Origin of the sequence: Staphylococcus piscifermentans, assembly GCF_900186985.1 — a bacterium.
GTDB lineage: Bacteria > Bacillota > Bacilli > Staphylococcales > Staphylococcaceae > Staphylococcus > Staphylococcus piscifermentans.
This window is the reverse complement of record NZ_LT906447.1, coordinates 1,936,351-1,959,709: the sequence shown is the minus strand read 5'-3', so window position 1 is coordinate 1,959,709 and position 23,359 is coordinate 1,936,351. Positions and strand designations below refer to the sequence as shown.

Below are 23,359 nucleotides of genomic sequence, written 5' to 3'. Positions count from 1 at the left end.
AGCTGTGGCAGAGTCATATAAAAATGCAGGTGTAGATATTCATGCAGGTTATGAAGCGGTTGAACGTATGAAAAGTCATGTGCAACGTACAATGCGTAAAGAAGTCTTAGGCGGTTTAGGAGGCTTCGGTGCAGCATTTGATTTATCACAATTAAATATGCAGAAACCAGTTTTAGTTTCAGGTACTGACGGCGTCGGCACTAAATTAAAGCTTGCGATTGATCATGACAAACATGACACAATCGGCATCGATGCAGTCGCAATGTGTGTCAACGATATTTTAACAACAGGTGCTGAACCACTTTATTTCTTAGACTATATCGCAACGAATAAAGTTGTACCTGAAGTCATTGAACAAATTGTTAAAGGTGTCAGCGATGGTTGTGAAGAAACAAATACCGCTTTAATCGGCGGCGAAACTGCTGAGATGGGCGAAATGTATCACGAAGGTGAATACGATTTAGCAGGCTTTGCAGTAGGTGCAGTTGAAAAAGATGACTACATTGACGGTTCGTCAGTTGAACCAGCTCAAGTCATTATCGGACTCGCTTCAAGCGGCATTCACTCAAATGGTTACAGTTTAGTACGTCATTTGATTAAAACATCAGGTGTGGACTTAAACGCTGAATTTGCTAACGGACGTACGTACTTAGACACATTCTTGGAACCGACACGTTTATATGTCAAACCCGTGCTTGCAGTAAAAGAACAAGTGAAATTGCATGCGATGACACATATCACAGGTGGCGGATTCTATGAAAATATTCCACGTGCATTGCCTGAAGGTGTCACAGCTGAAATCAATGTTCAATCCTTCCCGACACCAGCTGTTTTTGATTGGCTGCAAAAAGAAGGCAACATCGAAACTCAAGAAATGTACAATATCTTCAATATGGGTATCGGCTTTACATTAGTGGTTGATGAAGCAGAAGCTGAAAAAACATTGCGTATTTTGAAAGAACAAAATGTGGATGCTTATCAAATCGGTAAAATTGTTGAAGCGGGCGACGAACCGATTGTATTAACGGGGGTTAAAGCGTGACTAAAGTAGCAGTTTTTGCCTCAGGTTCTGGAAGCAATTTTGAAAATATCGCACAACGTGTCCAAGATGGACGATTAGACAATATTGAAATTACAGCATTATATGTGGATCATGCAGATGCTTATGCGATTGAACGTGCTGAGAAACTAGATATTCCAGTACATGTAACACTTCCTAAAAACTTTGATTCTAAACAAGAATATGAGCAGCAATTGCTGCAATATTTAAAAGAAGAAGAAGTAGAGTGGATTATCTTAGCAGGTTATATGCGTTTAATCGGTTCGGATTTATTAGATGCATATGAAGGTCGCATTTTAAATATTCACCCTGCATTATTGCCGAAATATAAAGGCATTGATGCAATTGGTCAAGCTTATAACAGTGGCGATAAAGTCACAGGTACAACAGTACATTTTGTCGACAGCGGTATGGATACGGGTGAAATTATCGAGCAAAGCCAATGTGACATCTATCCAGATGATACTAAAGAACAACTTGAAGACCGCATTAAGAACTTAGAATATGAATTATATCCTAAAGTCATTGCGAACATTATTCGATAAGAGGGGCTATTTTTAAAATGAAAAAAGTAATTTTAAGTGTTTCAGATAAAAGTGGAATTGTAGACTTTGCTAAAGCATTAGTAAGCTTAGACTACGAATTATATTCAACTGGCGGTACAAAACGTGCTCTAGACGAAGCAGGGGTGCCAGTTAAATCAGTATCAGATTTAACACAATTTGATGAAATCATGGATGGTCGTGTGAAAACATTACATCCAGCCGTGCATGGAGGTATTTTAGCAGATAGAGACAAACCTGAACATTTACAACAATTGAAAGATAAAGGCATCGACTTAATTGACATGGTCGTTGTAAACTTGTATCCATTCAAAGAAACAGTTGCTAATCCAGATGTAACTGAAATGGACGCGATTGAAAATATTGATATCGGCGGACCAACAATGTTGCGTGCAGCTGCGAAAAACTTTAAACATGTCACTACTGTAGTAAATCCTGCTGATTATGATGCGGTAATCGAACACATCAAAAATGATACTTTAGATGAAGCATTCCGCAAATCATTAATGATTAAAGTATTTGAACATACCAATGATTACGACAATGCAATCGTTAATTTCTTTAAAGAAAATAAAGAACCTTTACGTTATGGCGAAAATCCACAGCAAGATGCATACTTTGTACGTACATCTGATGCGTCGAATACCATTGCAGGTGCGAAACAATTACACGGTAAACAATTAAGCTTCAATAACATTAAAGATGCAGATGCGACGCTTGCATTAGCTAAGAAATTCGAAGAACCTGCTGCTGTAGCAGTGAAACACATGAATCCTTGCGGTGTAGGTGTAGGATCTTCAATCGAAGAAGCTTTCCAAAACGCCTACGATGCAGATAGTCAATCTATTTTCGGCGGAATTGTAGCAGTTAACCGTCCCGTTTCCAAAGAACTAGCTGAAAAATTACATTCAATCTTCTTAGAAGTAGTCATTGCACCTTCATTTACTGAAGAAGCGCTAGAAGTATTGACTAAAAAGAAAAATATTCGTTTGCTAGAAGTTGAAATGACAGTAGACCACGATGAGAAAGAATATGTATCTGTATCTGGCGGTTATTTAGTACAAGACAAAGATACAAAAACAATTTCTCGTGACGATATGAAAGTAGTGACTAAAGCAGAACCGACTGAAGAACAATGGAAAGCTATGGAATTAGGCTGGAAAGTCGTTCCTTCAGTAAAAAGTAATGCCATCATTTTAAGTAATGATCATCAAACAGTTGGTATTGGCGCAGGTCAAATGAATCGCGTAGGTTCAGCTGAAATTGCAATTGAACGTGCGATTGAAATTAACGACAATGTAGCACTTGTATCAGACGGCTTCTTCCCTATGGATGACACAGTAGAATTAGCAGCTAAATCAGGCATCAAAGCGATTATTCAACCAGGCGGATCTATTAAAGATCAAGACTCTATCGATATGGCAGACAAACACGGCATTGCAATGGTAATGACAGGTGTACGCCACTTCAAACATTAAGGTATCAGGAGGTTTAAGCTGAAGATGAAAGTATTAGTAATCGGCGGCGGGGGCAGAGAACATGTCCTTGCGCATAAATTAAATCAATCTGAACTTGTAGACCAAGTGTACGCAATTCCAGGTAATGCAGCGATGGAAACAGTTGCTGAAGTGCATAGTGAAATTGCTGAAACAGCCCATGATGAAATTGTTGAATTTGCAAAAGACCATGATGTTGAATGGACGGTAGTAGGACCAGAACAACCATTAACTGAAGGTTTAGGAGATAAATTACGCCAAGCAGGTGTTAAAGTCTTCGGACCAGGTGAAAAAGCAGCACAAATTGAAGGTTCTAAATCATTTGCAAAACGTATTATGGAAAAATATGGTATTCCAACTGCAGAATATGTAGAAGTAGATTCTAAGTCTGAAGCTTTAAAATATGTTGAAGACTGTAAGATTCCTGTAGTCTTGAAAAAAGACGGCTTAGCTGCCGGTAAAGGTGTTATTATTGCGATGACACGCGATGAAGCTATAGACGCTGTAGAAACACTTTATCCGGAAGAAGATGGAAAAGTAGTCTTTGAAGAGTTCTTAGAAGGTGAAGAGTACTCTGTCATGACCTTCGTCAACGGAGATTATGCTGTACCATTTGATACAATTGCACAAGACCACAAGCGTGCATTTGATGGCGACAAAGGACCTAATACAGGAGGTATGGGTGCATATTGTCCTGTACCGCACATTTCTGAAGACGTATTAGAACGTACGAATGCTGAAATTGCACAACCTATAGCGAAAGCCATGCAAGAAGAAGGGTATCCATTCTTCGGCGTGTTATATATAGGTGCAATTTTAACTGACGAAGGACCTAAAGTCATTGAATTTAATGCGCGTTTCGGTGATCCGGAAGCACAAGTGTTATTGACACGCTTAGAGAGTGGCTTGATGCAGCATATCTTAGATTTGGAAGCACGTAAACCAATTGATTATCAATGGAAAGATGAAGCGGTTGTAGGCGTTATGCTTGCATCTAAAGGCTATCCAGGCTCATATGAAAAAGGGGTAAAAGTCAGTGGCTTTGATTTAGACGGTCAAACATTTGTCAGCGGCTTGAAAAAAGAAGGCGATGACTACGTTACTTCTGGAGGACGTGTTATCTTAGTTATCGGCGAAGGCAAAACTGTAAGTGAAGCTAAAGCGAATGCTTATCAAAAAGCTGATGCAATTGATAGCGAAGGTTTATTCTATCGTCGTGATATCAGCGATAAAGCAATTAAACACGAAGCGTAATAAAATAATAAATTCGTTCCTAAAACAGCCAAACTAAGTGTATTGGCTGTTTTTGCTATGTCAAAACAAAAAAGTAAGGAAGCAAAAACTTCCTTACTCTTCTGGAACTGATTTAGCCATATCAATATAGGCTTGTTTGTAACCTGCGATAAAACGTGAGCTTCTTTTATTAAATAACTGGCGGAAACGCCATGCTCTTTTACGTTTCTTAATATAACGATTTAAACGTCGCTTTTTATTTTTCAATTTTGCCATAGTATCAATTTCTTTAGCGGCTTGCTGATAGCCCTTATCATATGCATCGTTTCTCTTTTTCATAATGAAATCCTCCAGTTTATGTGCGAATATTCAGTATATATTTATTATAGCATTAATTGCTCGATACTTTTAATTATTTTAAGGTAAAGAAATAGCAGCAAACGGCTGAATCGGTAACCGCTCACTGCTGGAAAAGATATGGATGAATGAAAATGTAAAATTGGTATGGGTTGCAGCTCGACTACCACAACCCAGATATGCATTGTAAGGAAATATTGACGATGCGTCAACCGCGAACGTCTGTGATTCCTGTAATTGGTAAATAATGTGCTAGTAATACAGCAATAATTAAGATTGCCGCAAACAACAGGATAAAGAGGATATCACGGTAACTGAACGGTGCGTAATAATAATAGGTTCTTGGACCGTCTTTGAATCCTTTTTTCTCCATAGCCACTGAAAGCTGATGCGCTTTGCGAATATTTTGGCTGAGCAGCGGAATAATTAAATGCTTCATACGAGCAAAACCACGATAGTTGGCTTTATCCACCATTTGATAGCGCATCTTCAATGATTTACGCAATTGCACAAATGATGAAATAATCAGCGGAACCATACGAATCGCTGCCATAAAGGCATAAGCTACTTTAGGTTTGACTTTTAAATGCTGCATCAAGCTATAGAAGATCATCACAATTTGTGAGGTGAAGGCCATCACAATACCAAAGAATGTCACTGTATCTGTACGCATAGATAAATGTAGCCCGCGTACTAAACTTTCAGTTGTGATATTGATGATACCTAACTTAAATAAGGTATGTGTTCCGTCCCCATAGAAAATCATAAAGAGGGCAGATACAATACTGAAAATTATTGTATAAAGTACGAATAGTGCTGTCACTTTAAATTTCATACCGCCGAAGACCAGCAAGAAAATCAACATGAGTGAAGTCAGGTAAATCATGACATCAAAGTTATGCACAAAGATGACAAAGAAGAATAAGAATACACCTAATCCTAACTTAGTAATAATATTTACATTATCTACAAAGGTGAAATAGCGTTTCCATGCCTCATACATTGTCTTCACCTGCCGTTTCAAATAGTTGTTCTTCGCATAGTAAATGATCTCTTAGCTCAATACGTCTTGTAGGGTAACGCTCAATAATATGGGGATCGTGCGTTACCATGACAATCGTCTGACCTTGTGCCACACGTTTTTGGAAAAGTGATAATAAGTTGAAAGTATTATGACTGTCTAAACCGAATGTAGGTTCATCCAATAGAATAATATCAGCTCGAGAACTTAAAGCTGTTGCAACACTTAAACGGCGTTTTTGTCCCATCGACAATTCAAAGGGATGGTGGTCACGCACCGCTTCCAAATTCAACAAGTCTATCAACTTCTCTGTTTCTTCTTTTGCATTTTCGCCACTAAAGTTGATAAAGATTTCTTCGTAAACAGAATTAGTAATAAATTGTAATTCTGGATTTTGATAAACCAAATACATATGTTGAGCAGCTTCTTTAATCTTATGCAGTTGCTGACCTTGATAAGTCATTTTACCGCGATATTTAATTAACTGCATCATAGATTCCAACAACGTTGTTTTGCCAGCACCATTTTTTCCAGTAATCGTAATCCACTCGCCTGGGCCTACAGCTAATTCTGGAACCTGAATCAGTGATTTTTTTCCGCGTACAATCTCACCATTGCTGAATTGGAAATCAGGTTTGATGTGAGTCTCTGATGACAAAGTGCTTTCAGGAGCATAATCCCAAGCATGCGGATGCCACACGCCGTATTCAGTCAGTAGTGCTTCATGTTGATGCAAAATCACATCAGGAGAATCATCTGCAATAATTTCTCCGCCGTAATTCATTAAAATAACGCGATCGATATGTTCCCAGATGTGTTCAACTTTGTGCTCTACAATCAGCACGGTCTGGTCTTGCCACATATCTTTAATGTGATTCCACAAGTCTTCAGTCGCATCTACGTCCAACATAGCTGTCGGTTCATCTAAGAAGAGGGTATCCGCTTCTTGCAGCACTGTTTCTGCAATGGCTAACTTTTGTTTCATGCCGCCGCTTAATTTCTGTACAGTCTGCTTAGGTCCCACATCTAAATCCACTGAAGCTAAAGCCTTCTGAATTAAGTCATCCATGTCTTTGCGCGGTACTTGCTTGTTTTCTAATACAAAAGCAAGTTCTTCATAGACCTTGGGCATGCAAAATTGTGTATCTGGATCTTGAAAGATGACACCGCTATTTAAATCGACTTCTAACTCATCATATTTCATCGGTAATTCTATTAAATTCGGAACGATGCCACTTAAGACATTCAGCAATGTACTTTTACCGCAGCCTGAAGGTCCTAATAATAGGACCTTTTGCTTATCTGGAATTTCGATATCTAATCCATCAAAGGTTTTTTCAGGCGCATTTGGATATTTGAGTCGTAAATTTTTTGCACGTAACAAGGTAAATTCTCCTTACAAATTATCGTAATCTTTTTGAGAAGCAGGTCTGAATAATTTCGTCACACCCGTCTTATCGAGCGCTTTCACTAAGTAATAAGGGAAGAGACCTGCAAGCACAATACCGCTGACACAACGGAAGAATACATATAAGAATAAGTTCCAGCCAGCTACTTCGCCTAAATAACCATAGTAGAAGTCGATAGGGAAAGTAACTAATGCTGCAGCTAAACCAGCAAGCATTGCGACCATCACAGAGCGTGATTTATAACGGAAGATAGCAAAGATAATCTCACAAGCTAAACCTTGTAATAAACCATAAACGATTGTTGCAATATCAAAGCGTCCCATGACGATAGTTTCACCGGCACCTGCTGCAAACTCAGCAAGTAAGGCAATACCCGGTTTAGGGATGATGAGGTAAGCTACGACTGCTGCCGCAAACCACATACCATAAGAGAGCTCCTCTAGATGTAATCCAGTCACTTGCATCGCTTTGTATACGAAGTTCCAGATGTTGTAGATGATAGCGAAAATAACTGCAATTAATACAGTTACCAAGATATCTGAAAGTTTAAGTCCTTTTGACATGATCAATAATTCCTCCTAAATATAAAAAAACACACAAACTTGTCTAGCAAGCTGCGTGAAATAGGCATCGGAACAAACCGGCATAACCCTTAACCAAATTGCCGGCAGATCTCCTGCACTTTCCTACGCTAGTCTCAGCTAGATCAGGTTCAAAGGGTTTGAAGCAAAACTGCTTCATCTCAGTTACGAAACACCCCTAGTGCTTTTCTTTATTGATTTATACTAAATGTATGCTTTTTAAGAGGAAATGTCAAGATGATTTCAGTAACAGAAGCCTTGAGGCGCCCACAATTTCATTCGATTTTTCTAAGTAAGCATTTTCATAGAAATTTAGGGTATTATCCGATTGAGTGCAAGGAACAATTTCGATATACTATGTACTACCATAGAATGATTTATTACATTCTCTAAAGACACAACACTTATGTTCCTATATAATAATTATGAGGTGAAAAACATGTCGTATATAAAGAAGCACGCTGAGATCATTTTTAGTTTGATTATTGGCATTGTTTCACTTTTCATTGGAATCATAATATTATTAAACGTATCCTTTATCCATAAACTTGCTAAAGGCGGCAAGGCCGATATACATATCTACAACGTATGGGATTTCATCAATGCATTCTTCGGAGAAATCATCCGGATTATGAGTCGATTTATCGGTCAATTTCCTGTTTTTAGTGCCATCTTTATTATAGTGTTCGGCATTGCATTGTTATGGATTGGTTATTTGTTATTTATGACGACGAAATATGATTATGATATCTCAATTTTCTTCCTTATTATAGGAATTCTCTTCTTTATTATTACTATTATCTTGATGACCCAAGTTTATGGGTTTGCGGCCATTATATTTGTGGTGCCGTTTGTGGTACATACAGGATATATAGTATATAAAGATGAATTGAATCATAATCATCGAAAAGAACATTATTTATGGATTATTTGTGCTTACGGTATCAGTTACTTAATCACGCAAATTGCTTTGTACGGACGTATTGAAAGTCATGAAATTGCAATGATTGATATTTTAAGTGTAAATGCATTCTTTATTGTAATGTGGATTTTAGCACAAATTTCGATTTGGAATTTCTTGTTCTTGCGCAGATCTTTACCGCTGACGAAAGCGGAATTAGGGGAAGAGATGGAATTTTCACGTACGGATAAAAATGGCACAATGAGTCAGACTAAAGAACAACTGCGTGAATTCCAAGAGCGTACACAAGAATTTACGCATCGTACAAGACGCAGTATCGATTTAGAAAAAATGAGAAATAAGCGTGATAAATTTAAAAATACAATCAAAGAAAAAATTGATATCCAAGATGATGATATTCCAAATTGGATGAAGCGTCCGAAATGGATTAAGCCCGGAATTGTAGAATTAATTTGCGGTATCATTTTATTCTTATTTACATTGTTAGAATTAAATAATAGAAATGCTTTGTTTGCATCTGGAGAGTGGGAATTATCACAGACTTCTTATGTGATTGAGTGGATCACTTTATTCTTATTACTCATCGTCATTATTATTTACATCATTACGACGTTAACACATTTCCTACGCGGCAAATTCTATTATGTGCAAATGTTTATGATTAGTATTTTATTCTTTAAATTATTGACTGAGTTTGTGAATATTATGATTCACGGATTGTTATTATCGATTTTTATTACACCAATTTTATTAATTATGCTGGTTGCAGTGATTATTGCATTTGTGATTCAGATGCGTACACCTGTGGATGGCCAGTAACATATTGAGCTGGGGAACTCTAAACGGTTTCTCAGCTTTTTGAGTCTTTCTTTTTAGAAAGGGAAGTTCGGATGCGTTATGATGAAGAAAAATACTTATAGAAGGCGGAATTGATTATGAAGACAGCGGTTATTAATAAAGGCAAGGAGCAGAAGTATTTGAACCACTATCCGTTAGTGGATGAAGAGGATATTTATGAGCACAGTCACTTGGCGGATGGAGATGTTTTCCATTTGGTGACGGATGATGGACGTTATTTGGCGACGGCTTATGTCGGACGTCAGCATAAAGGTTTGGGCTGGGTGCTGAGTTATGAAGCTGAGCAGCGGATTGATGAAGCATTCTTCGCAGAATTATTCCAAGAGGCTTTGGATTACCGGCAATATTATTTCAATGTGGATGGCACGAATGCCTTTCGTCTATTCAATGCAGAAGGGGATGGCGTCGGCGGTTTAACGGTTGATAATTATGATGGTCATTTGCTAGTGCAATGGTATTCTAAAGGGATTTATGCTTTTAGAGATATTGTGTTACAGGCCATTCAAGAGGTCTTTCCTTATACTTCGATTTTCGAAAAAACCCGCTTCAAAGATGATGCAGTTGAAAGTGGATTTGTAACTGGAACAGCGCCGGAATTCCCAATTATCATTGAAGAGAATTTCACGTTCTATAATGTGGATTTAGATGATGGCCCAATGACGGGTATTTTCTTAGATCAAAAAGAAGTGCGTAAAAAGTTACGTGATGTGTATGCGCCTGAGCGCCATGTATTGAATCTGTTCAGTTATACTGGTGCTTTCTCAGTGATTGCAGCGGAAACGGCTGCGGATACGACGAGTGTGGATTTAGCGAATCGCTCTAGAAGTTTAACAGAGGAGAATTTCGGGGTAAATGGTATTGACCCGAAATCACAATTTATTTACGTGATGGATACCTTTGATTTCTATCATTATGCTGCAAGACATGATCGTGTGTACGATACGATTGTAATTGATCCGCCAAGTTTTGCGCGTAATAAGAAGAAGGTATTTACGGTGCAGAAGGATTATCATAAGTTGATTGAAGAAGCGTTGCCTATTCTTAATGAAGATGGCGTCTTAGTGCTAAGCACGAATTCAAGTGCACTTTCTTCTAAAGCATTTAAAAATATGATTAAAAAGACGTTGGATGAAGCGGGAGTGGACTTTGAAATTGAAGAGGTAATGGGACTGCCGAAAGATTTTAGAACACATCCGCATTATAAACCTTCTAAGTATTTAAAAGTGGTCTTCGTTCGGGTATCGAGTAAAGAAGTAATCATATAATGGAGGGTCATAATTATGGGAATTAAAGATAAATTCATTAAAAATACAAGTGATAAATTAAGTAATAAAGTTTTGGATTTGGAACCTGTTACTGGAAAGTCGGCTTTGCCAGTCAATGAGAGTGACTTGTCACGCAGACGTGAACGTGCTGAAGAATTGGTACGTAAGAAATCACTGTGGTCTTCAGCAGCAAGTGTAGTACCGATTCCAGGACTCGACTTCGGTGTAGATTTGAAATTAATGAAAGATATTATTGAAGATATCAATAAGATTTATGGATTGAATCACAAACAAGTCAGTCATATGAGTGATGATTTAAGAGAGCGTATCTTGGCAGCTGCTACGATTCAAGGCAGTCAGTTTATTGGACGTACTGTTTCTAAAGCTATTTTAAAAGTAGCGATTAGAGATGTAGCGAAACGTACTGCGGCGAAACAAACGAAATGGTTCCCTCTAGTTGGTCAAGCAATTTCTGCCTCTATCAGTTATTACTTTATGAAGAAATTAGGTAATGAACATATTGAAAAATGTGAAAACGTTGCCAAAAGAATTTTAGAAACACCAACTGGCAAATAATTGTTAATTTTTTCACAAATTGATAAAAATACTACGCTTACAAGGAATTAACAAATTGAATTTAAAGGCATATTTTGGTAAAGTTAAGGTGTAATAATGTTAAGGTGAATAATCACCAATTAATTGATGCGAAGGAGAAAGATTATTATGGAACAACAATCATACACTATCATCGACGAAACAGGTATTCACGCTCGTCCAGCTACAATGCTTGTACAAACAGCTTCAAAATTTGATTCAGATATTCAATTAGAATACAACGGCAAAAAAGTCAACTTGAAATCTATTATGGGTGTTATGAGTTTAGGTGTCGGCAAAGACGCAGAAATCACTATCTATGCTGACGGCAGTGACGAAGCAGACGCAATCCAAGCAATTACTGAAGTGTTATCTAAAGAAGGATTAACTGAATAATATGGCTAAACACATCAAAGGCATTGCAGCATCTGACGGTGTTGCAATTGCAAAAGCCTATTTATTAGTTGAGCCTGACTTATCATTCGATAACGAACCGGTAACGGATACGGATGCAGAAGTTGCTAAATTCAATGGCGCACTTAATAAATCTAAAGTTGAATTAACTAAAATTAAAGAAAATGCCGAAAAACAATTGGGCGCGGATAAAGCAGCGATTTTCGAGGCACATTTATTAGTGCTAGATGATCCTGAACTGATTCAACCGATTGAAGATAAAATTAAGAATGAAAATGTTAACGCTGCACAAGCTTTAACAGATATTTCGAATCAATTTATCACAATATTTGAATCAATGGATAACGAATATATGGCTGAACGTGCCGCTGATATCCGCGATGTTTCTAAACGTGTATTAGCGCACATCTTAGGTGTTGATTTGCCTAATCCAAGTATCATTGATGAAAGCGTAGTCATTATAGGGAATGACTTGACTCCTTCTGATACAGCACAATTGAATAAACAATATGTGCAAGGGTTTGTGACAAACATTGGAGGCAGAACATCTCACTCAGCTATTATGAGCCGCTCGTTAGAAATTCCTGCAGTAGTGGGTACTAAATCTATTACTGAGGAAGTAGAAGCGGGAGACACTATAATCGTTGATGGTATGACTGGTGACGTACTTATCAATCCAAGCGATGAGGTAATTGCAGAATATCAAGAAAAACGCGATAATTTCTTTAAAGATAAGAAAGAATTGCAAAAATTACGTGATGCAGAATCAGTAACCGCTGATGGCCATCATGTCGAACTTGCAGCGAATATCGGAACACCTAATGATTTACCGGGTGTGATTGAAAATGGCGCTGAAGGTATTGGTTTATACAGAACTGAATTCTTATACATGGGCAGAGACCAAATGCCGACTGAAGAAGAACAGTTCGAAGCCTATAAAACAGTATTAGAATCCATGGAAGGCAAACGTGTAGTAGTACGTACTTTAGATATTGGCGGCGACAAAGAGTTGCCTTATCTTGACTTGCCTGAAGAAATGAACCCATTCTTAGGTTACCGTGCGATTCGTCTTTGCTTAGCACAACCTGAAATTTTCCGACCACAATTACGTGCGTTATTACGTGCGTCAGTCTTCGGTAAATTGAACATTATGTTCCCGATGGTTGCAACGCTTCAAGAGTTCCGTGACGCGAAAGCTTTACTTGAAGAAGAACGTGCAAATCTTAAAAATGAAGGCTATGAAGTGGCAGATGATATTGAATTAGGAATTATGGTAGAGATTCCTTCAACAGCTGCACTTGCTGATGTATTTGCGAAAGAAGTCGACTTCTTTAGTATCGGAACAAACGACTTAATTCAATATACAATGGCTGCTGACCGTATGTCAGAACGTGTTTCTTATTTATACCAACCATACAATCCAGCAATTTTACGCTTGGTTAAACAAGTGATTGAAGCTTCTCACGCAGAAGGTAAATGGACAGGTATGTGCGGTGAAATGGCCGGCGATCAAACAGCAGTTCCATTGTTGTTAGGTTTCGGTTTAGATGAGTTCTCTATGAGTGCCACATCTATTTTGAAAACACGTCGTTTAATCAGAAAGCTCAACGAAAGTGATATGAAAGAATTAAGCGAAAAAGCTATTCAATGTGCGACTCAAGATGAAGTTGTAGCATTAGTTAAAGAATATACTCAAAACGCTTAAGGGTTATCTTAAAAAATAAACCGTGCAAGCATGAATTTTCGAGTTCATGCTTGCACGGTTATTTGTATGCAGAAATTTAATGGTTGGCGGAATAAACGCAATTTCTATTCGGATAACTAATGACGGTCCAAAAATTAGAGGTGGAACATCAAATTGTTCCACCTCTATCAACTGTTTAAACAATATTTAATTGTGCGTACGTAACTTTATCTTTTACAAATTTGTGACAAAATATTAGGATAAAAAAACTATATAATGTGAAAACTGATTAGAATAATTGTAAAGAAGCCTTAGGAAGCGTAACATAGTTAGTACTGTGTCAATGTGCTGAGCAAATTATAATTGTTTAAACTCATACACTTCATGGTAAATATAAGAATACAGTGCATTCTATTACAGTTTAGGCATGATCGATATGAAGTAATTGATTTATTTTATCTAAATCAACCTGATACATAGGTTCTTGATCGATTAAGATAAAAGGTGTTGAAAAGGCATCATAATCAATCATTTCATTACGATATTCCGAGTTTGCAATATTTTTTTCAGTATAAGCAATGTTATGCTCATCTAAATAATTTTTCACAAATTGGCACGGCGGGCAATCATTTTGTGTATAAATTGTTACTTGAGTCATTGTTAAATCTTCCTTTTTTAATAAATTGATGATTTAACCTTATTAAAAGTGAAAAATAAAATCAAGCTTGGTGCATCATGCGTAACGAGATAGAGTGCTACAAGATATACCACATGTGTGAAGTTGAAACTAAGAATCCGCTTCAAGATCAACATCAAATATACCTCTCAACTTCTTAGAAACTTGCGGGCATTATACAGTATCAAATATAAAAAGATTAGGGTGATATCATGGAAGCGGTAGAATTAAGCAGATTTTTAACTGCTATGACTTTAGCTGTCCACATAGTTTTCGCTACCATCGGCGTGGGGATGCCGCTAATGTTCGTAATTGCTGAATTTATCGGCATCAAAAAGAACAGCGCTCGCTATATAACATTAGCTAAAAGATGGGCGAAAGGCTATGCCATTACAGTTGCAGTCGGCGTTGTAACCGGTACAATTATCGAGTTGCAATTATCATTATTATGGCCGACATTTATGAAAACAGCAGGACACGTCATTGCCTTGCCATTATTCATGGAAGTATTCGCATTCTTCTTTGAAGCGATTTTCTTAAGTATTTATTTCTATACTTGGAATCGATTTAAAAACAAATGGACACACATGATTATTGGTTTACCTGTTGTTATCGGCGGTATGTTGTCAGCGTTCTTCATTACTTCAGTGAACTCATTCATGAATACGCCAGCAGGATTCCAAATGAAAGACGGACGTATGATTCACGTGGATCCAGTTGCAGCAATGTTCAACTCTTCTTTCGGTGTAAGACAGTTCCACGTTATTATGACAGCTGTCATGACTATGGCATTCTTATTAGCGGCGATTGCAGCATTTAAATTATTGAGAGATAAAATTCCGCAAGATAGAGACTATCATAGAAGCGCATTAAAATTGACAATGATTGTCGGTTTGATTTTTACATTAGGTTCTATCTTAGCAGGGGATATGTCAGCGAAATTCTTGCATAAAGAACAACCTGAAAAATTAGCAGCATACGAATGGCATTTCGATACTGAAAAACGTGCAGATTTACAAGTATTCGGTGTCTTGAATGAGAAAGATCAGAAAGTAACAGGCGCTATCAAAATTCCTGGTATGCTCAGCTTCTTATCTGATAACAATATCAATACTAAAGTAGAAGGATTGAATGAATTCCCTAAAGATACACAACCTCCTATGATAGTCCATTACTTCTTCGATTTAATGGTTACAGGCGGTATCTTCTGCTTAGTCGTATCAGGCGTTTATACACTAACAAGAATCGTTAAAAAATGGCGTAAATTCTCTGTTAATAAAGTGTTGTTGTATGCAACCTTGATTACAGGACCGGCTGCTATGTTATCGATTGAATTTGGTTGGTTCCTAACAGAAATGGGTCGTCAACCATGGATTATCAGAGGTTACATGAAAGTTTCAGATGCAGCAACTAATGCAGGCGGCTTAACAGGCGTAACGATTGCGTTCGGATTAGTATACTTTATCATTCTGTTCACATCAGCTTATGTACTGATTCGCATGTTCAGAAACAAACCGCCATATAAAGATATTGAGAAATTAGAAGGAAACCGAGGTGAAGCATCATGAGTTTCACAGCATTAGGAATGATCGTATTGTACTTGTTCTTATTCTGTTACATCGTCATTGCTTCAATTGACTTTGGTGCTGGTGTTTTCATCTTGCAATCTCGATTAAGAGGAACACAAAAAACACTGACTCCGGTCATTGCACGTTACTTGAATCCAATCTGGGAAGTTACTAACGTATTCTTAGTGTTCTTTACAGTAGGTATCGTAGGATTCTTCCCTGACTTTGCCTATTATTACGGAACAGTGTTACTTGTTCCAGGTTCTATTGGATTACTACTATTGACCATGCGCGGCAGTTTCTATGCTTTCCAAAATTATGGTGTAGATTCCAAGTTCTCTTGGCTATTGATTTATAGTGTGTGCGGTTTATTAATTCCGCCATCTCTCAGTATGGGATTGGTAATTTCTGAAGGCGGTTATATTACGAAACACGGCGGCCATGTAGACTTGAACTGGGCTGATTTATTCTTTAGTCCGTTTGCTTGGGCAATCGTTTTCTTAGCTCTCATTTCAGTAATGTATATTTCATCAGGTTTCCTAACATTCTATGCTAGAAAAGCCAGAGCGATGAAAGCTTACGCATTACTTAGAAAGTGGTTTATTTTCTGGGGACCGCCAATGGCCCTTGTATCATTATTCGCATTTATTACCTTGCGCACGCAAAACAAAGAGCATTTTGATACTGCTGTTTCACAATACTGGTGGCTATTCTTAATCAGTATTATCTGCTTAATTGCAGCTTGGGTACTCACAATTATGAAGAAATCTCCAGGCACAGCTTTTATTTTAGTCATTCTGCAAATGGCTACAGCAATCGGTGGATACGGCATCAGTAAATGGCCATATATCCTTTATCCGTTTATCAACGGTAACGTCAATAAAACAGATGACCCAATGGCATTAGCACTCACAGTTGCAGCAGTTTGTGGTTTACTTTTATTGATACCATCGTTAATATTATTAATGAGATTATTCATCTTCAGCAAAGACTATGTTGAAGGTAAAAGTGAAGAAGGTCATTATTAATATTTAAAATCAGATGGGGCGAGGCAATCTATAGACTTGGTTTCAGCCAAACTATAGTTCAACATTGCCTGGTCCCATTTTTATTTTTCGGAGGTTACAATGGAAAAAGAATTTGTAGTGATTGGATTAGGACGCTTCGGCGGAAGTATCGTCAGAGAACTCAATGCGCTAGGCATGGACGTCATGGCAATCGATATGAGCGAAGCACGCGTTAATGAATACAGTGAGATAGCAACACATGCAGTAGTTGCAGACACTACTGATGAAGCGGTGATGAAAAGTCTCGGAATCAGAAACTTCGATCAAGTCATCGTAGCTATTGGTGAAAACATTCAAACAAGTACATTAACGACTTTAATCCTTAAAGAACTCGGCGTTAAAAAAGTTATCGCCAAAGCACAAAATGATTATCATGCTAAAATATTGAACAAAATCGGTGCCGACTTAGTCGTACACCCTGAACGTGACATGGGTCGTCGTATCGCACATAACATCGCCAGTGCCAGCGTACTCGACTATCTAGAACTCGCTGACGAATACTCTATCGTCGAAGCCAAAGCAAACGAACGCATTGCAGGCCAAACAATCGTAGACCTAGACATCCGTGCACATTACGGCATCAATATCATCGCTATCAAACGTGACAAAGATGTCATCATCTCCCCAGACCCTAACATGAACATCGAATTAGGCGACATCCTCATCATGATCGGTCACGATAACGACCTGAACCGCTTCGAGAAAAAAGTAGTACACTAATATACTTCATCGTGCCGTCGTCCGGCAAAGTTGATGAGAATAGAAAACTAGGATTAGGACAATTTAATGTTCTAGTCCTTTTTTTCTTGGAATTTTTTGGGGAAAGAAAGCTTTAGAGAGAAGTTAAGAAGAGAAGAGTGCACCTTGAGGAGAGAGGCGAGGGGATTAGGGAGTATTTGAGGACAGTGTGAGTGGTGTTTTTCGCGAGTGTATAGGCAGTGAAGTGGAAGCCTATACACTTAGGGACGAAACTGTCTAGGCAGCGAGTTGAAGCCTATACACTTAGGGACGAAACTGTCTAGGCAGCGAGTTGGAGCCTATACACTTAGGGGCGAAACTGTCTAGGCAGTGAGTTGGAGCCTATACACTTAGGGCCGAAACTGTCTAGGCAGTGAAGCGGAGCTTAGACACTTAGGGGCGAAACTGTCTAGGCAGCGAAGCGGAGCCTATACACTTTCAAGCTACCCATAGAAAAAGGCCGGAACATTTTTCATGTCCCAGCCTTTAACTGATTAATATCAATTTATTCTAAATTCGCATGATTTTTCTGCATTGCCGTTTCATCAATATTGAAATCCTGCATGAAGTCCAACACGACTGCATCTAAGAAAAGTTGTGCAGATTGTTCAAACAAACTGCCGAGCGGCTGTTCTGAACCTTCAGCATCATATTTCGTACCGGCCGGCAATTCGATAACCGTATCAGCTAACTCGCCGATTTTAGAATCAGGTTGAGTGGTAATTAAGGCTACTTTAGCGCCTTCACCTTTGGCTTTTTCAGCAAGCAGACGTAAATATTCTGTACTGCCTGAACCTGAAATGACGATGAACAAGTCGCCTTCATGAATCGAAGGCGTTGTAATACCGCCGATGATGAAAGCAGGTTGTTCGAGTTGATTCAAACGCATCGTAAAGCCGTCTGCGACAAAGCCTGAGCGACCTTTGCCGGCTACGAAAATATGCTTGGCATCTTTGACAGCCTGTTCAAAGTTTTCAACATCTTCATCTTTGACGTTGGACAAAGTCGTTTTCAACTCATCCAAAATCAATTGATATTGTAGTTTAGTCATAGATTATTCACCCTTAACTGCGTCACGGCAAGCTTTCGCAGCTGCTACAGGATCGTCAGCATTTGCAATACCGCCGCCGACGATAACTAAGTCTGGTCCTTCAGCTACGATATCTTTGATAGTGTCTGGTTTAATACCGCCAGCAACCGCAACTTTAGAATTTTTGATAACAGATTTAACTTTGTGCAAGTCTTCTAATGGAGATTTACCTTCTGCTTGCAAGTCGTAACCGATGTGTACCGCAATGTAGTCAGCACCCATTTCATCTAATTCTTTTGCGCGTTTTTCAATATCTTGCACAGCAATCATATCGACTAATAATTGTTTGTCATTTTTGTGTGCTTCTTCGATAGCAGCTTTGATTGATGCATCTTCAGCCACACCTAAGATAGTCACAACGTCAGCGCCGAATTTAACCGCTTGGCTGACTTCATAATCTGCAGCGTCCATGATTTTCATGTCTGCAAGAACTTTAACACCGTCAATATGCTCGTCCATGTATTGCACTGATGGCAAGCCTTCGTTATATATGATAGGAGTACCGATTTCTACGATATCAACATAATCTTTTACTTTGTTAGCTAATTCTGCCGCTTCTTCTTTATTTAATAAATCAATTGCTAATTGTAGTTCCAAAATGATTCATCCTTTCATATCTAATGTATATCAAGTATTACATAGCATATAAAACCTGGCAATACTGACAAATTCGACATGTACTGACAATAATAGCAGTGTTATCCTATTAATAAACAGTTGATAATAACCTTCAATTTACATCCAAGTTTAAAACATAACCATTAAAAATTAAATATATATCAAAACTACAAGGAGCATTCCCGATGTTAATAGAGTATGACAATAAAGAGTTTTTTACCTCTAAAGATTTAGCTCTTTCAGTAATAGGAGGAAAGTGGAAGATTCCGATTATCTTTCATTTACTAGAATCGAAAGTTTTAAGGTTAAGCGAATTTGAGAAAAGATTACCAGACGTGAATCAACGCATGTTAATTAGACAATTAAGAGAGTTAGAGAATGATCAAATTATTGAAAGAGTGGTCTATCCAGTAGTACCGCCAAAAGTGGAATATAGATTGACAGAAATTGGTCAGTCCTTAGATAAAGTTGTATATGCAATTTGTGAGTGGGGAGACGAATTTTTAGACTTTATCTCTAAAAAATAAAACGAAAAGGGATTTGAAACATAATTTTGTTTCAAATCCCTTTTCTGAACTAGGAGCAGCGGTTCCGCTCCTAACTGTTTTCTATTCTTTGTTTCCTTTATTAGAATCAGATTTATTTTTTGATTTTGCTTGAGATGGCGATTCTTGCTTAGCACCTGACTCATTTTTAGCTTGTGGTTTATTATTTTTAGATTGAGGCTTGCGTCCATTAGTATTACGTTTTGTAGGACGTCCACCTTGGTTATTTTTGGAATCATTATTTTTATTAGATGTTTTACCTTTAGAGTTATTTTTCTTAGGTCTAGAATTTGATTTCGATTTAGATGGTTTCGTAATTTGTTCGCCATCTTCATTTACTTTCATAATAACAGGTAAAATCATCGGTTTACGTGCTGTTTTCTCATAAAGATAAGGTTGCAATGTTTCAATAATCGATGATTTGATTTGATGCCATTGAATATCTTTATTCTGATTTAATTTACTGATGACATCTGTTTTAATTCTACGCTGTGCATCGTAAATTAAATGACCTGATTCACGCATATAAACGAATCCGCGAGAAATAATATCCGGACCGGAAAGTAGTGTATTAGTATTGAAATCAATGCTTACTACTACAATTACTAAACCTTCTTCAGATAAGAGTTTACGGTCGCGAATTACAACATTACCAATATCGCCGATACCGCTTCCATCAACTAATACATCGCCAGAAGGGATACGTCCGGCTTTACGTGCAGAATCTCTAGTCAATGCCAATACATCACCGTTATCAAAGATGAACACATTATCTTCGTCGACGCCGCATTGAATACCTGTTTGCGAATGTGCTTTTAACATACGGTATTCACCGTGAATCGGCATAAAGAATTTAGGTTGAATCAAGCGTAACATTAATTGTTGGTCGCCTTGTGATCCGTGTCCAGAAGTATGGATATTAGAGATTTTACTATGAATAACATCCGCACCTGCACGATATAACGCATTGATTGTACGATTAATACTTTTAGTATTGCCAGGAATAGGTGATGAACTGAATACAACTGTATCTTCAGGAATAATTTTAATTTGTTTGTGTGTACCATTCGCAATTCTTGAAAGGGCAGCCATCGGTTCACCTTGAGAACCTGTACATAAAATTAATAATTCGTGTTTTGGCACAGAATTGATTTTGCTTGGTTCAATAAAAGTTTCTGGTGGTGCTTTGATATAACCTAATTCCATACCAATTTTAATATTATTTTCCATTGAACGGCCAAAGACTACAATTTTACGATTATATTTGATTGCAGCTTCAACAGCCTGTTGTACACGGTAAATATTAGAAGCAAATGTTGCAAAAATGATTCTTCCTGTACATTTACGGAAAATTTTGTCAACGTTTTGTCCTACTTCGCGTTCACTTAAAGTAAAGTTAGGCACTAATGCATTAGTAGAATCAGAAAGCAGACAGAGTACACCTTCTTCTCCGATTTTTGCCATTTTAGCAATATTCGCAGGTGTTCCTACTGGTGTGAAGTCAAATTTGAAGTCACCTGTATGCACAATTTTGCCTTCTGGTGTATCAACAATGACACCGTAAGCTTCCGGAATACTGTGAGTAGTCAGATAAAATGAGATATTGAAATATTTCGAATCAATTTCAGTATCTTCATTAATTTCATGCAACTCAGCAGTTCTAAGCAAATGATGCTCTTCAAGTTTATTGCGGATTAATCCAAGTGCTAAAGGGCCACCATAAATCGGTATATTAAGTTCTTTTAGTAAGAAGGGCACACCGCCGATATGGTCTTCATGTCCATGTGTGATGAAAAGTCCGATAATCTTATCTTTGTTTTGTACAAGATAAGAATAATCAGGGATGACATAGTCAATCCCCAATAAATTGTCATCAGGGAATTTAATCCCTGCATCAATCAAGACAATCTCATCTTTATATTCGACTGCATACGTATTCTTGCCGACTTCACCAAGTCCGCCAAGCGCGTATACGCCGACCTCATTATTTTTTAATTGTTTCATTATTGAATATGCTCCACTTTAAAGTGATCAGATTGTTGTTCATATTCTAAATGTGCGCCCTCTAATTTAGTTATAAACTCAATGTTATAATTTCTGTTTTTCAAATATTTTCTTACTTCTTCTTCAGAATTACCTTCAACGTAAATAGTGTGTGTGTTTTCACGTACGATTACTTCTGATTTGTCATCTTGAAAAAATACTTTGTAAATTGCCATAATTTATTTCTTCCTCCTATGTTTTCTGTTCTTATATATTATTAATTACAATCCTAGTTGTTATTTGTTGTCTCATTCGTCTTAATAAGATTTGCTTGCTTATTCTTATAAATAAATACAACATACCAGCTTAACTGCCTAGTATGTTTGCCAGGATTATTATTTTAAAGACGTTCTATTTTGAAATGAGCCTCAGCATAATTGAGTATAAACTTATACTGATTTTACTCATTTTCAGTTACCTTTTATTTTACATGATGTATATCAATAAATAAAGCGGTTTTACTTTTATATCGATAATCTGACAGAGTACTTCTTTTAAAAAAGAGGAGCTGGGACGTAACAATGTCCCAGTTCCTCTATCTGAGCTGGCAATAGCTATCTGAATAGCTTCGCCAAGAAGGGACGACACGTCCCATCATCAGTATTCTTTTTAAAAATTATTTTTAAAACAGACGGATTGCATCTTCATGCGGTTGTAATGGATTTTCTTTATCAATATGGTCATAGAACATAATACCATCTAAATGATCGATTTCATGTTGAACCACTATCGCAATATAACCTTTAAGGCGTAAATTGATATCATTGCCGTCAATATCTTTTGCCTTTACAGTTACGCGGTTATGACGATGAACAAGTCCTGGAATATCTTCATCCACACTCAAGCAACCTTCGCCAGTAGGTAGATAAGCCTCTTGAACGCTATAGCTGACAATTTTAGGGTTGATCAGCATTAATTCATAAGACTTGCCGTTGCCGTCATCAGGAAGATGGACAGCAAGCATACGCTTAGAAATGTTTAATTGCGGCGCAGCAATACCCACGCCTGAACGTAAACCGTATTTTTTCGCAATTTCATCATCTTGGCTATTAACTAAAAACTCATGCATTTCTTGAATTTTATTACGTTCTTCTTCTGATAAAGGAAACTCAACTTCTTTTGCTTTTTCACGAAGTGTAGGGTGTCCGTCTCTTATAATATCTTTCATAGTAATCATGTCATACACCGTCCTTATTATAAAATATAACAAAAAATATTGAGATAGAACAGAAAAGTATTTGCGAAATGAGCGGAAATTAATTAACATCATTATTGAAATACCCAAGGAGGCACAGTACAGTTACTAAAAATGTAATTAAAAGGCAGTAAATATCTCTGAATATAGTTATAATTGAATTGAGGTGATAATGATGAATAAGACTAAAGAAATAATTGGAAAATTAGGGAATGCTATTTCCACCCCATTTAATCCTAAATATACAGTACATAGTTGGGTTACGAACCCATTGCAACCTATTACATTACAAAATCAATTGGAAATTTTAACACATCACCGCAACTATCCTTGCTTTTAGCGGTTGTATCTATGGTTTTGGT

At 37.5% G+C, this 23,359-nt stretch carries 23 protein-coding genes and 1 riboswitch; of the genes, 13 read left to right on the top strand and 10 right to left on the bottom strand.

The features are described from left to right. Positions 1–4 precede the first annotated feature (4 nt). The 4 genes from purM to purD are packed head-to-tail and all read left to right on the top strand — an operon-like array spanning position 5 to position 4,373. Positions 5–1,042 (top strand): phosphoribosylformylglycinamidine cyclo-ligase, encoded by a 1,038-nt coding sequence (gene purM / locus CKV71_RS09110; RefSeq protein ID WP_095106031.1) that lies wholly within the window; start codon positions 5–7, stop codon positions 1,040–1,042. Next, positions 1,039–1,605: a phosphoribosylglycinamide formyltransferase gene (gene purN / locus CKV71_RS09105; RefSeq protein WP_095106030.1), complete on the top strand. Its 567-nt coding sequence runs from the start codon at positions 1,039–1,041 to the stop codon at positions 1,603–1,605. Before purM ends, purN begins: the two co-directional genes overlap by 4 nt. A 17-nt stretch (positions 1,606–1,622) precedes the next feature. Continuing rightward, positions 1,623–3,101, top strand: a complete 1,479-nt coding sequence (purH, locus tag CKV71_RS09100) for a bifunctional phosphoribosylaminoimidazolecarboxamide formyltransferase/IMP cyclohydrolase (protein ID WP_095106029.1) — start codon at positions 1,623–1,625, stop codon at positions 3,099–3,101. A gap of 24 nt (positions 3,102–3,125) precedes the next feature. Beyond that, a complete protein-coding gene (gene purD, locus CKV71_RS09095; protein ID WP_095106028.1) occupies positions 3,126–4,373 on the top strand; it encodes a phosphoribosylamine--glycine ligase in 1,248 nt (415 codons plus the stop codon). A gap of 93 nt (positions 4,374–4,466) precedes the next feature. Here the strand turns inward: purD and CKV71_RS09090 are convergent, their stop codons facing one another. From CKV71_RS09090 to CKV71_RS09075, 4 genes are all read right to left on the bottom strand, one after another. Next, a complete protein-coding gene (locus CKV71_RS09090) occupies positions 4,467–4,691 on the bottom strand; it encodes a hypothetical protein (protein WP_095106027.1) in 225 nt (74 codons plus the stop codon). Positions 4,692–4,917: 226 nt separating this feature from the next. Continuing rightward, positions 4,918–5,712 (bottom strand): energy-coupling factor transporter transmembrane component T family protein, encoded by a 795-nt coding sequence (locus CKV71_RS09085; RefSeq protein ID WP_095106023.1) that lies wholly within the window; start codon positions 5,710–5,712, stop codon positions 4,918–4,920. Continuing rightward, complete coding sequence (locus CKV71_RS09080; RefSeq protein ID WP_095106020.1) at positions 5,705–7,114, bottom strand: ABC transporter ATP-binding protein; 1,410 nt, start codon at positions 7,112–7,114, stop codon at positions 5,705–5,707. Before CKV71_RS09080 ends, CKV71_RS09085 begins: the two co-directional genes overlap by 8 nt. A 12-nt stretch (positions 7,115–7,126) precedes the next feature. Beyond that, a complete protein-coding gene (locus tag CKV71_RS09075; RefSeq protein ID WP_095106016.1) occupies positions 7,127–7,702 on the bottom strand; it encodes an ECF transporter S component in 576 nt (191 codons plus the stop codon). A 103-nt stretch (positions 7,703–7,805) separates the two neighbouring features. Further along, positions 7,806–7,910: riboswitch (TPP riboswitch) on the bottom strand. 249 nt (positions 7,911–8,159) lie between these two features. Here CKV71_RS09075 and auxA point away from each other — a divergent pair. The 5 genes from auxA (at position 8,160) to ptsP (ending at position 13,478) form a co-directional block, all read left to right on the top strand. Continuing rightward, complete coding sequence (gene auxA, locus CKV71_RS09070; protein ID WP_095106011.1) at positions 8,160–9,461, top strand: lipoteichoic acid stability factor AuxA; 1,302 nt, start codon at positions 8,160–8,162, stop codon at positions 9,459–9,461. A 116-nt stretch (positions 9,462–9,577) separates the two neighbouring features. Beyond that, positions 9,578–10,765 (top strand): class I SAM-dependent rRNA methyltransferase, encoded by a 1,188-nt coding sequence (locus tag CKV71_RS09065; protein WP_095106007.1) that lies wholly within the window; start codon positions 9,578–9,580, stop codon positions 10,763–10,765. A 15-nt stretch (positions 10,766–10,780) separates the two neighbouring features. Further along, entirely contained in the window at positions 10,781–11,341 is a 561-nt protein-coding gene (locus CKV71_RS09060; RefSeq protein ID WP_095106006.1) for a DUF697 domain-containing protein, read from the top strand. 147 nt (positions 11,342–11,488) lie between these two features. After that, positions 11,489–11,755, top strand: coding sequence for a phosphocarrier protein HPr (locus CKV71_RS09055; RefSeq protein ID WP_047132399.1), 267 nt, complete (start codon positions 11,489–11,491; stop codon positions 11,753–11,755). Position 11,756: 1 nt separating this feature from the next. Continuing rightward, positions 11,757–13,478, top strand: coding sequence for a phosphoenolpyruvate--protein phosphotransferase (ptsP, locus tag CKV71_RS09050; RefSeq protein ID WP_095106005.1), 1,722 nt, complete (start codon positions 11,757–11,759; stop codon positions 13,476–13,478). Between the two features lie 400 nt (positions 13,479–13,878). On the opposite strand, the gene CKV71_RS09045 is transcribed toward ptsP, so the two are convergent. Further along, positions 13,879–14,115 carry a glutaredoxin family protein gene (locus tag CKV71_RS09045; RefSeq protein WP_095106004.1) on the bottom strand — a complete coding sequence of 79 codons (237 nt, stop codon included), beginning with the start codon at positions 14,113–14,115 and terminating at the stop codon, positions 13,879–13,881. A gap of 230 nt (positions 14,116–14,345) precedes the next feature. Here CKV71_RS09045 and CKV71_RS09040 point away from each other — a divergent pair, with 230 nt between their 5' ends. The 3 genes from CKV71_RS09040 to CKV71_RS09030 all read left to right on the top strand — a co-directional run bounded on the left by CKV71_RS09040 (position 14,346) and on the right by CKV71_RS09030 (position 17,488). Further along, complete coding sequence (locus CKV71_RS09040) at positions 14,346–15,701, top strand: cytochrome ubiquinol oxidase subunit I (RefSeq protein WP_095106002.1); 1,356 nt, start codon at positions 14,346–14,348, stop codon at positions 15,699–15,701. Further along, positions 15,698–16,729, top strand: coding sequence for a cytochrome d ubiquinol oxidase subunit II (locus CKV71_RS09035; RefSeq protein WP_095106001.1), 1,032 nt, complete (start codon positions 15,698–15,700; stop codon positions 16,727–16,729). The genes CKV71_RS09040 and CKV71_RS09035 overlap by 4 nt, the downstream gene beginning before the upstream one ends. 99 nt (positions 16,730–16,828) lie before the next feature. Next, complete coding sequence (locus CKV71_RS09030; protein WP_095106000.1) at positions 16,829–17,488, top strand: potassium channel family protein; 660 nt, start codon at positions 16,829–16,831, stop codon at positions 17,486–17,488. A gap of 523 nt (positions 17,489–18,011) precedes the next feature. Here the strand turns inward: CKV71_RS09030 and hxlB are convergent. Both hxlB and hxlA read right to left on the bottom strand, forming a co-directional pair. Beyond that, the gene (hxlB, locus tag CKV71_RS09025) at positions 18,012–18,557 is read right to left on the bottom strand and encodes a 6-phospho-3-hexuloisomerase (protein ID WP_095105998.1); all 546 of its coding nucleotides are present in this window, start codon (positions 18,555–18,557) and stop codon (positions 18,012–18,014) included. 3 nt (positions 18,558–18,560) lie between these two features. After that, complete coding sequence (hxlA, locus tag CKV71_RS09020) at positions 18,561–19,193, bottom strand: 3-hexulose-6-phosphate synthase (protein WP_095105997.1); 633 nt, start codon at positions 19,191–19,193, stop codon at positions 18,561–18,563. A gap of 206 nt (positions 19,194–19,399) precedes the next feature. Between hxlA and CKV71_RS09015 the strand changes: the two genes are divergently transcribed. Next, complete coding sequence (locus tag CKV71_RS09015) at positions 19,400–19,741, top strand: winged helix-turn-helix transcriptional regulator (RefSeq protein WP_095105995.1); 342 nt, start codon at positions 19,400–19,402, stop codon at positions 19,739–19,741. An 81-nt stretch (positions 19,742–19,822) separates the two neighbouring features. Here CKV71_RS09015 and rnjA read toward each other — a convergent pair whose 3' ends face one another. The 3 genes from rnjA to def all read right to left on the bottom strand — a co-directional run bounded on the left by rnjA (position 19,823) and on the right by def (position 22,979). Further along, positions 19,823–21,763, bottom strand: a complete 1,941-nt coding sequence (gene rnjA / locus CKV71_RS09010; protein ID WP_095105994.1) for a ribonuclease J1 — start codon at positions 21,761–21,763, stop codon at positions 19,823–19,825. After that, the gene (locus tag CKV71_RS09005; RefSeq protein WP_095105993.1) at positions 21,763–21,978 is read right to left on the bottom strand and encodes a DNA-dependent RNA polymerase subunit epsilon; all 216 of its coding nucleotides are present in this window, start codon (positions 21,976–21,978) and stop codon (positions 21,763–21,765) included. Before CKV71_RS09005 ends, rnjA begins: the two co-directional genes overlap by 1 nt. A gap of 446 nt (positions 21,979–22,424) precedes the next feature. Continuing rightward, a complete protein-coding gene (def, locus tag CKV71_RS09000; RefSeq protein ID WP_095105990.1) occupies positions 22,425–22,979 on the bottom strand; it encodes a peptide deformylase in 555 nt (184 codons plus the stop codon). Positions 22,980–23,359: the final 380 nt, after the last annotated feature.

What these genes read in the sequence shown, in the direction of transcription:
- CKV71_RS09030 (WP_095106000.1), top strand. Translation starts at nt 16,829, where the DNA reads ATGGAAAAAGAATTTGTAGTGATTGGATTAGGACGCTTCGGCGGAAGT.
- purH (WP_095106029.1), top strand. Translation starts at nt 1,623, where the DNA reads ATGAAAAAAGTAATTTTAAGTGTTTCAGATAAAAGTGGAATTGTAGAC.
- CKV71_RS09005 (WP_095105993.1), bottom strand. Translation starts at nt 21,978, where the DNA reads ATGGCAATTTACAAAGTATTTTTTCAAGATGACAAATCAGAAGTAATC.
- auxA (WP_095106011.1), top strand. Translation starts at nt 8,160, where the DNA reads ATGTCGTATATAAAGAAGCACGCTGAGATCATTTTTAGTTTGATTATT.
- CKV71_RS09060 (WP_095106006.1), top strand. Translation starts at nt 10,781, where the DNA reads ATGGGAATTAAAGATAAATTCATTAAAAATACAAGTGATAAATTAAGT.
- CKV71_RS09090 (WP_095106027.1), bottom strand. Translation starts at nt 4,691, where the DNA reads ATGAAAAAGAGAAACGATGCATATGATAAGGGCTATCAGCAAGCCGCT.
- rnjA (WP_095105994.1), bottom strand. Translation starts at nt 21,763, where the DNA reads ATGAAACAATTAAAAAATAATGAGGTCGGCGTATACGCGCTTGGCGGA.
- CKV71_RS09045 (WP_095106004.1), bottom strand. Translation starts at nt 14,115, where the DNA reads ATGACTCAAGTAACAATTTATACACAAAATGATTGCCCGCCGTGCCAA.
- hxlB (WP_095105998.1), bottom strand. Translation starts at nt 18,557, where the DNA reads ATGACTAAACTACAATATCAATTGATTTTGGATGAGTTGAAAACGACT.
- purD (WP_095106028.1), top strand. Translation starts at nt 3,126, where the DNA reads ATGAAAGTATTAGTAATCGGCGGCGGGGGCAGAGAACATGTCCTTGCG.
- CKV71_RS09015 (WP_095105995.1), top strand. Translation starts at nt 19,400, where the DNA reads ATGTTAATAGAGTATGACAATAAAGAGTTTTTTACCTCTAAAGATTTA.
- CKV71_RS09040 (WP_095106002.1), top strand. Translation starts at nt 14,346, where the DNA reads ATGGAAGCGGTAGAATTAAGCAGATTTTTAACTGCTATGACTTTAGCT.
- CKV71_RS09085 (WP_095106023.1), bottom strand. Translation starts at nt 5,712, where the DNA reads ATGTATGAGGCATGGAAACGCTATTTCACCTTTGTAGATAATGTAAAT.
- CKV71_RS09075 (WP_095106016.1), bottom strand. Translation starts at nt 7,702, where the DNA reads ATGTCAAAAGGACTTAAACTTTCAGATATCTTGGTAACTGTATTAATT.
- CKV71_RS09065 (WP_095106007.1), top strand. Translation starts at nt 9,578, where the DNA reads ATGAAGACAGCGGTTATTAATAAAGGCAAGGAGCAGAAGTATTTGAAC.
- ptsP (WP_095106005.1), top strand. Translation starts at nt 11,757, where the DNA reads ATGGCTAAACACATCAAAGGCATTGCAGCATCTGACGGTGTTGCAATT.
- CKV71_RS09035 (WP_095106001.1), top strand. Translation starts at nt 15,698, where the DNA reads ATGAGTTTCACAGCATTAGGAATGATCGTATTGTACTTGTTCTTATTC.
- CKV71_RS09055 (WP_047132399.1), top strand. Translation starts at nt 11,489, where the DNA reads ATGGAACAACAATCATACACTATCATCGACGAAACAGGTATTCACGCT.
- def (WP_095105990.1), bottom strand. Translation starts at nt 22,979, where the DNA reads ATGATTACTATGAAAGATATTATAAGAGACGGACACCCTACACTTCGT.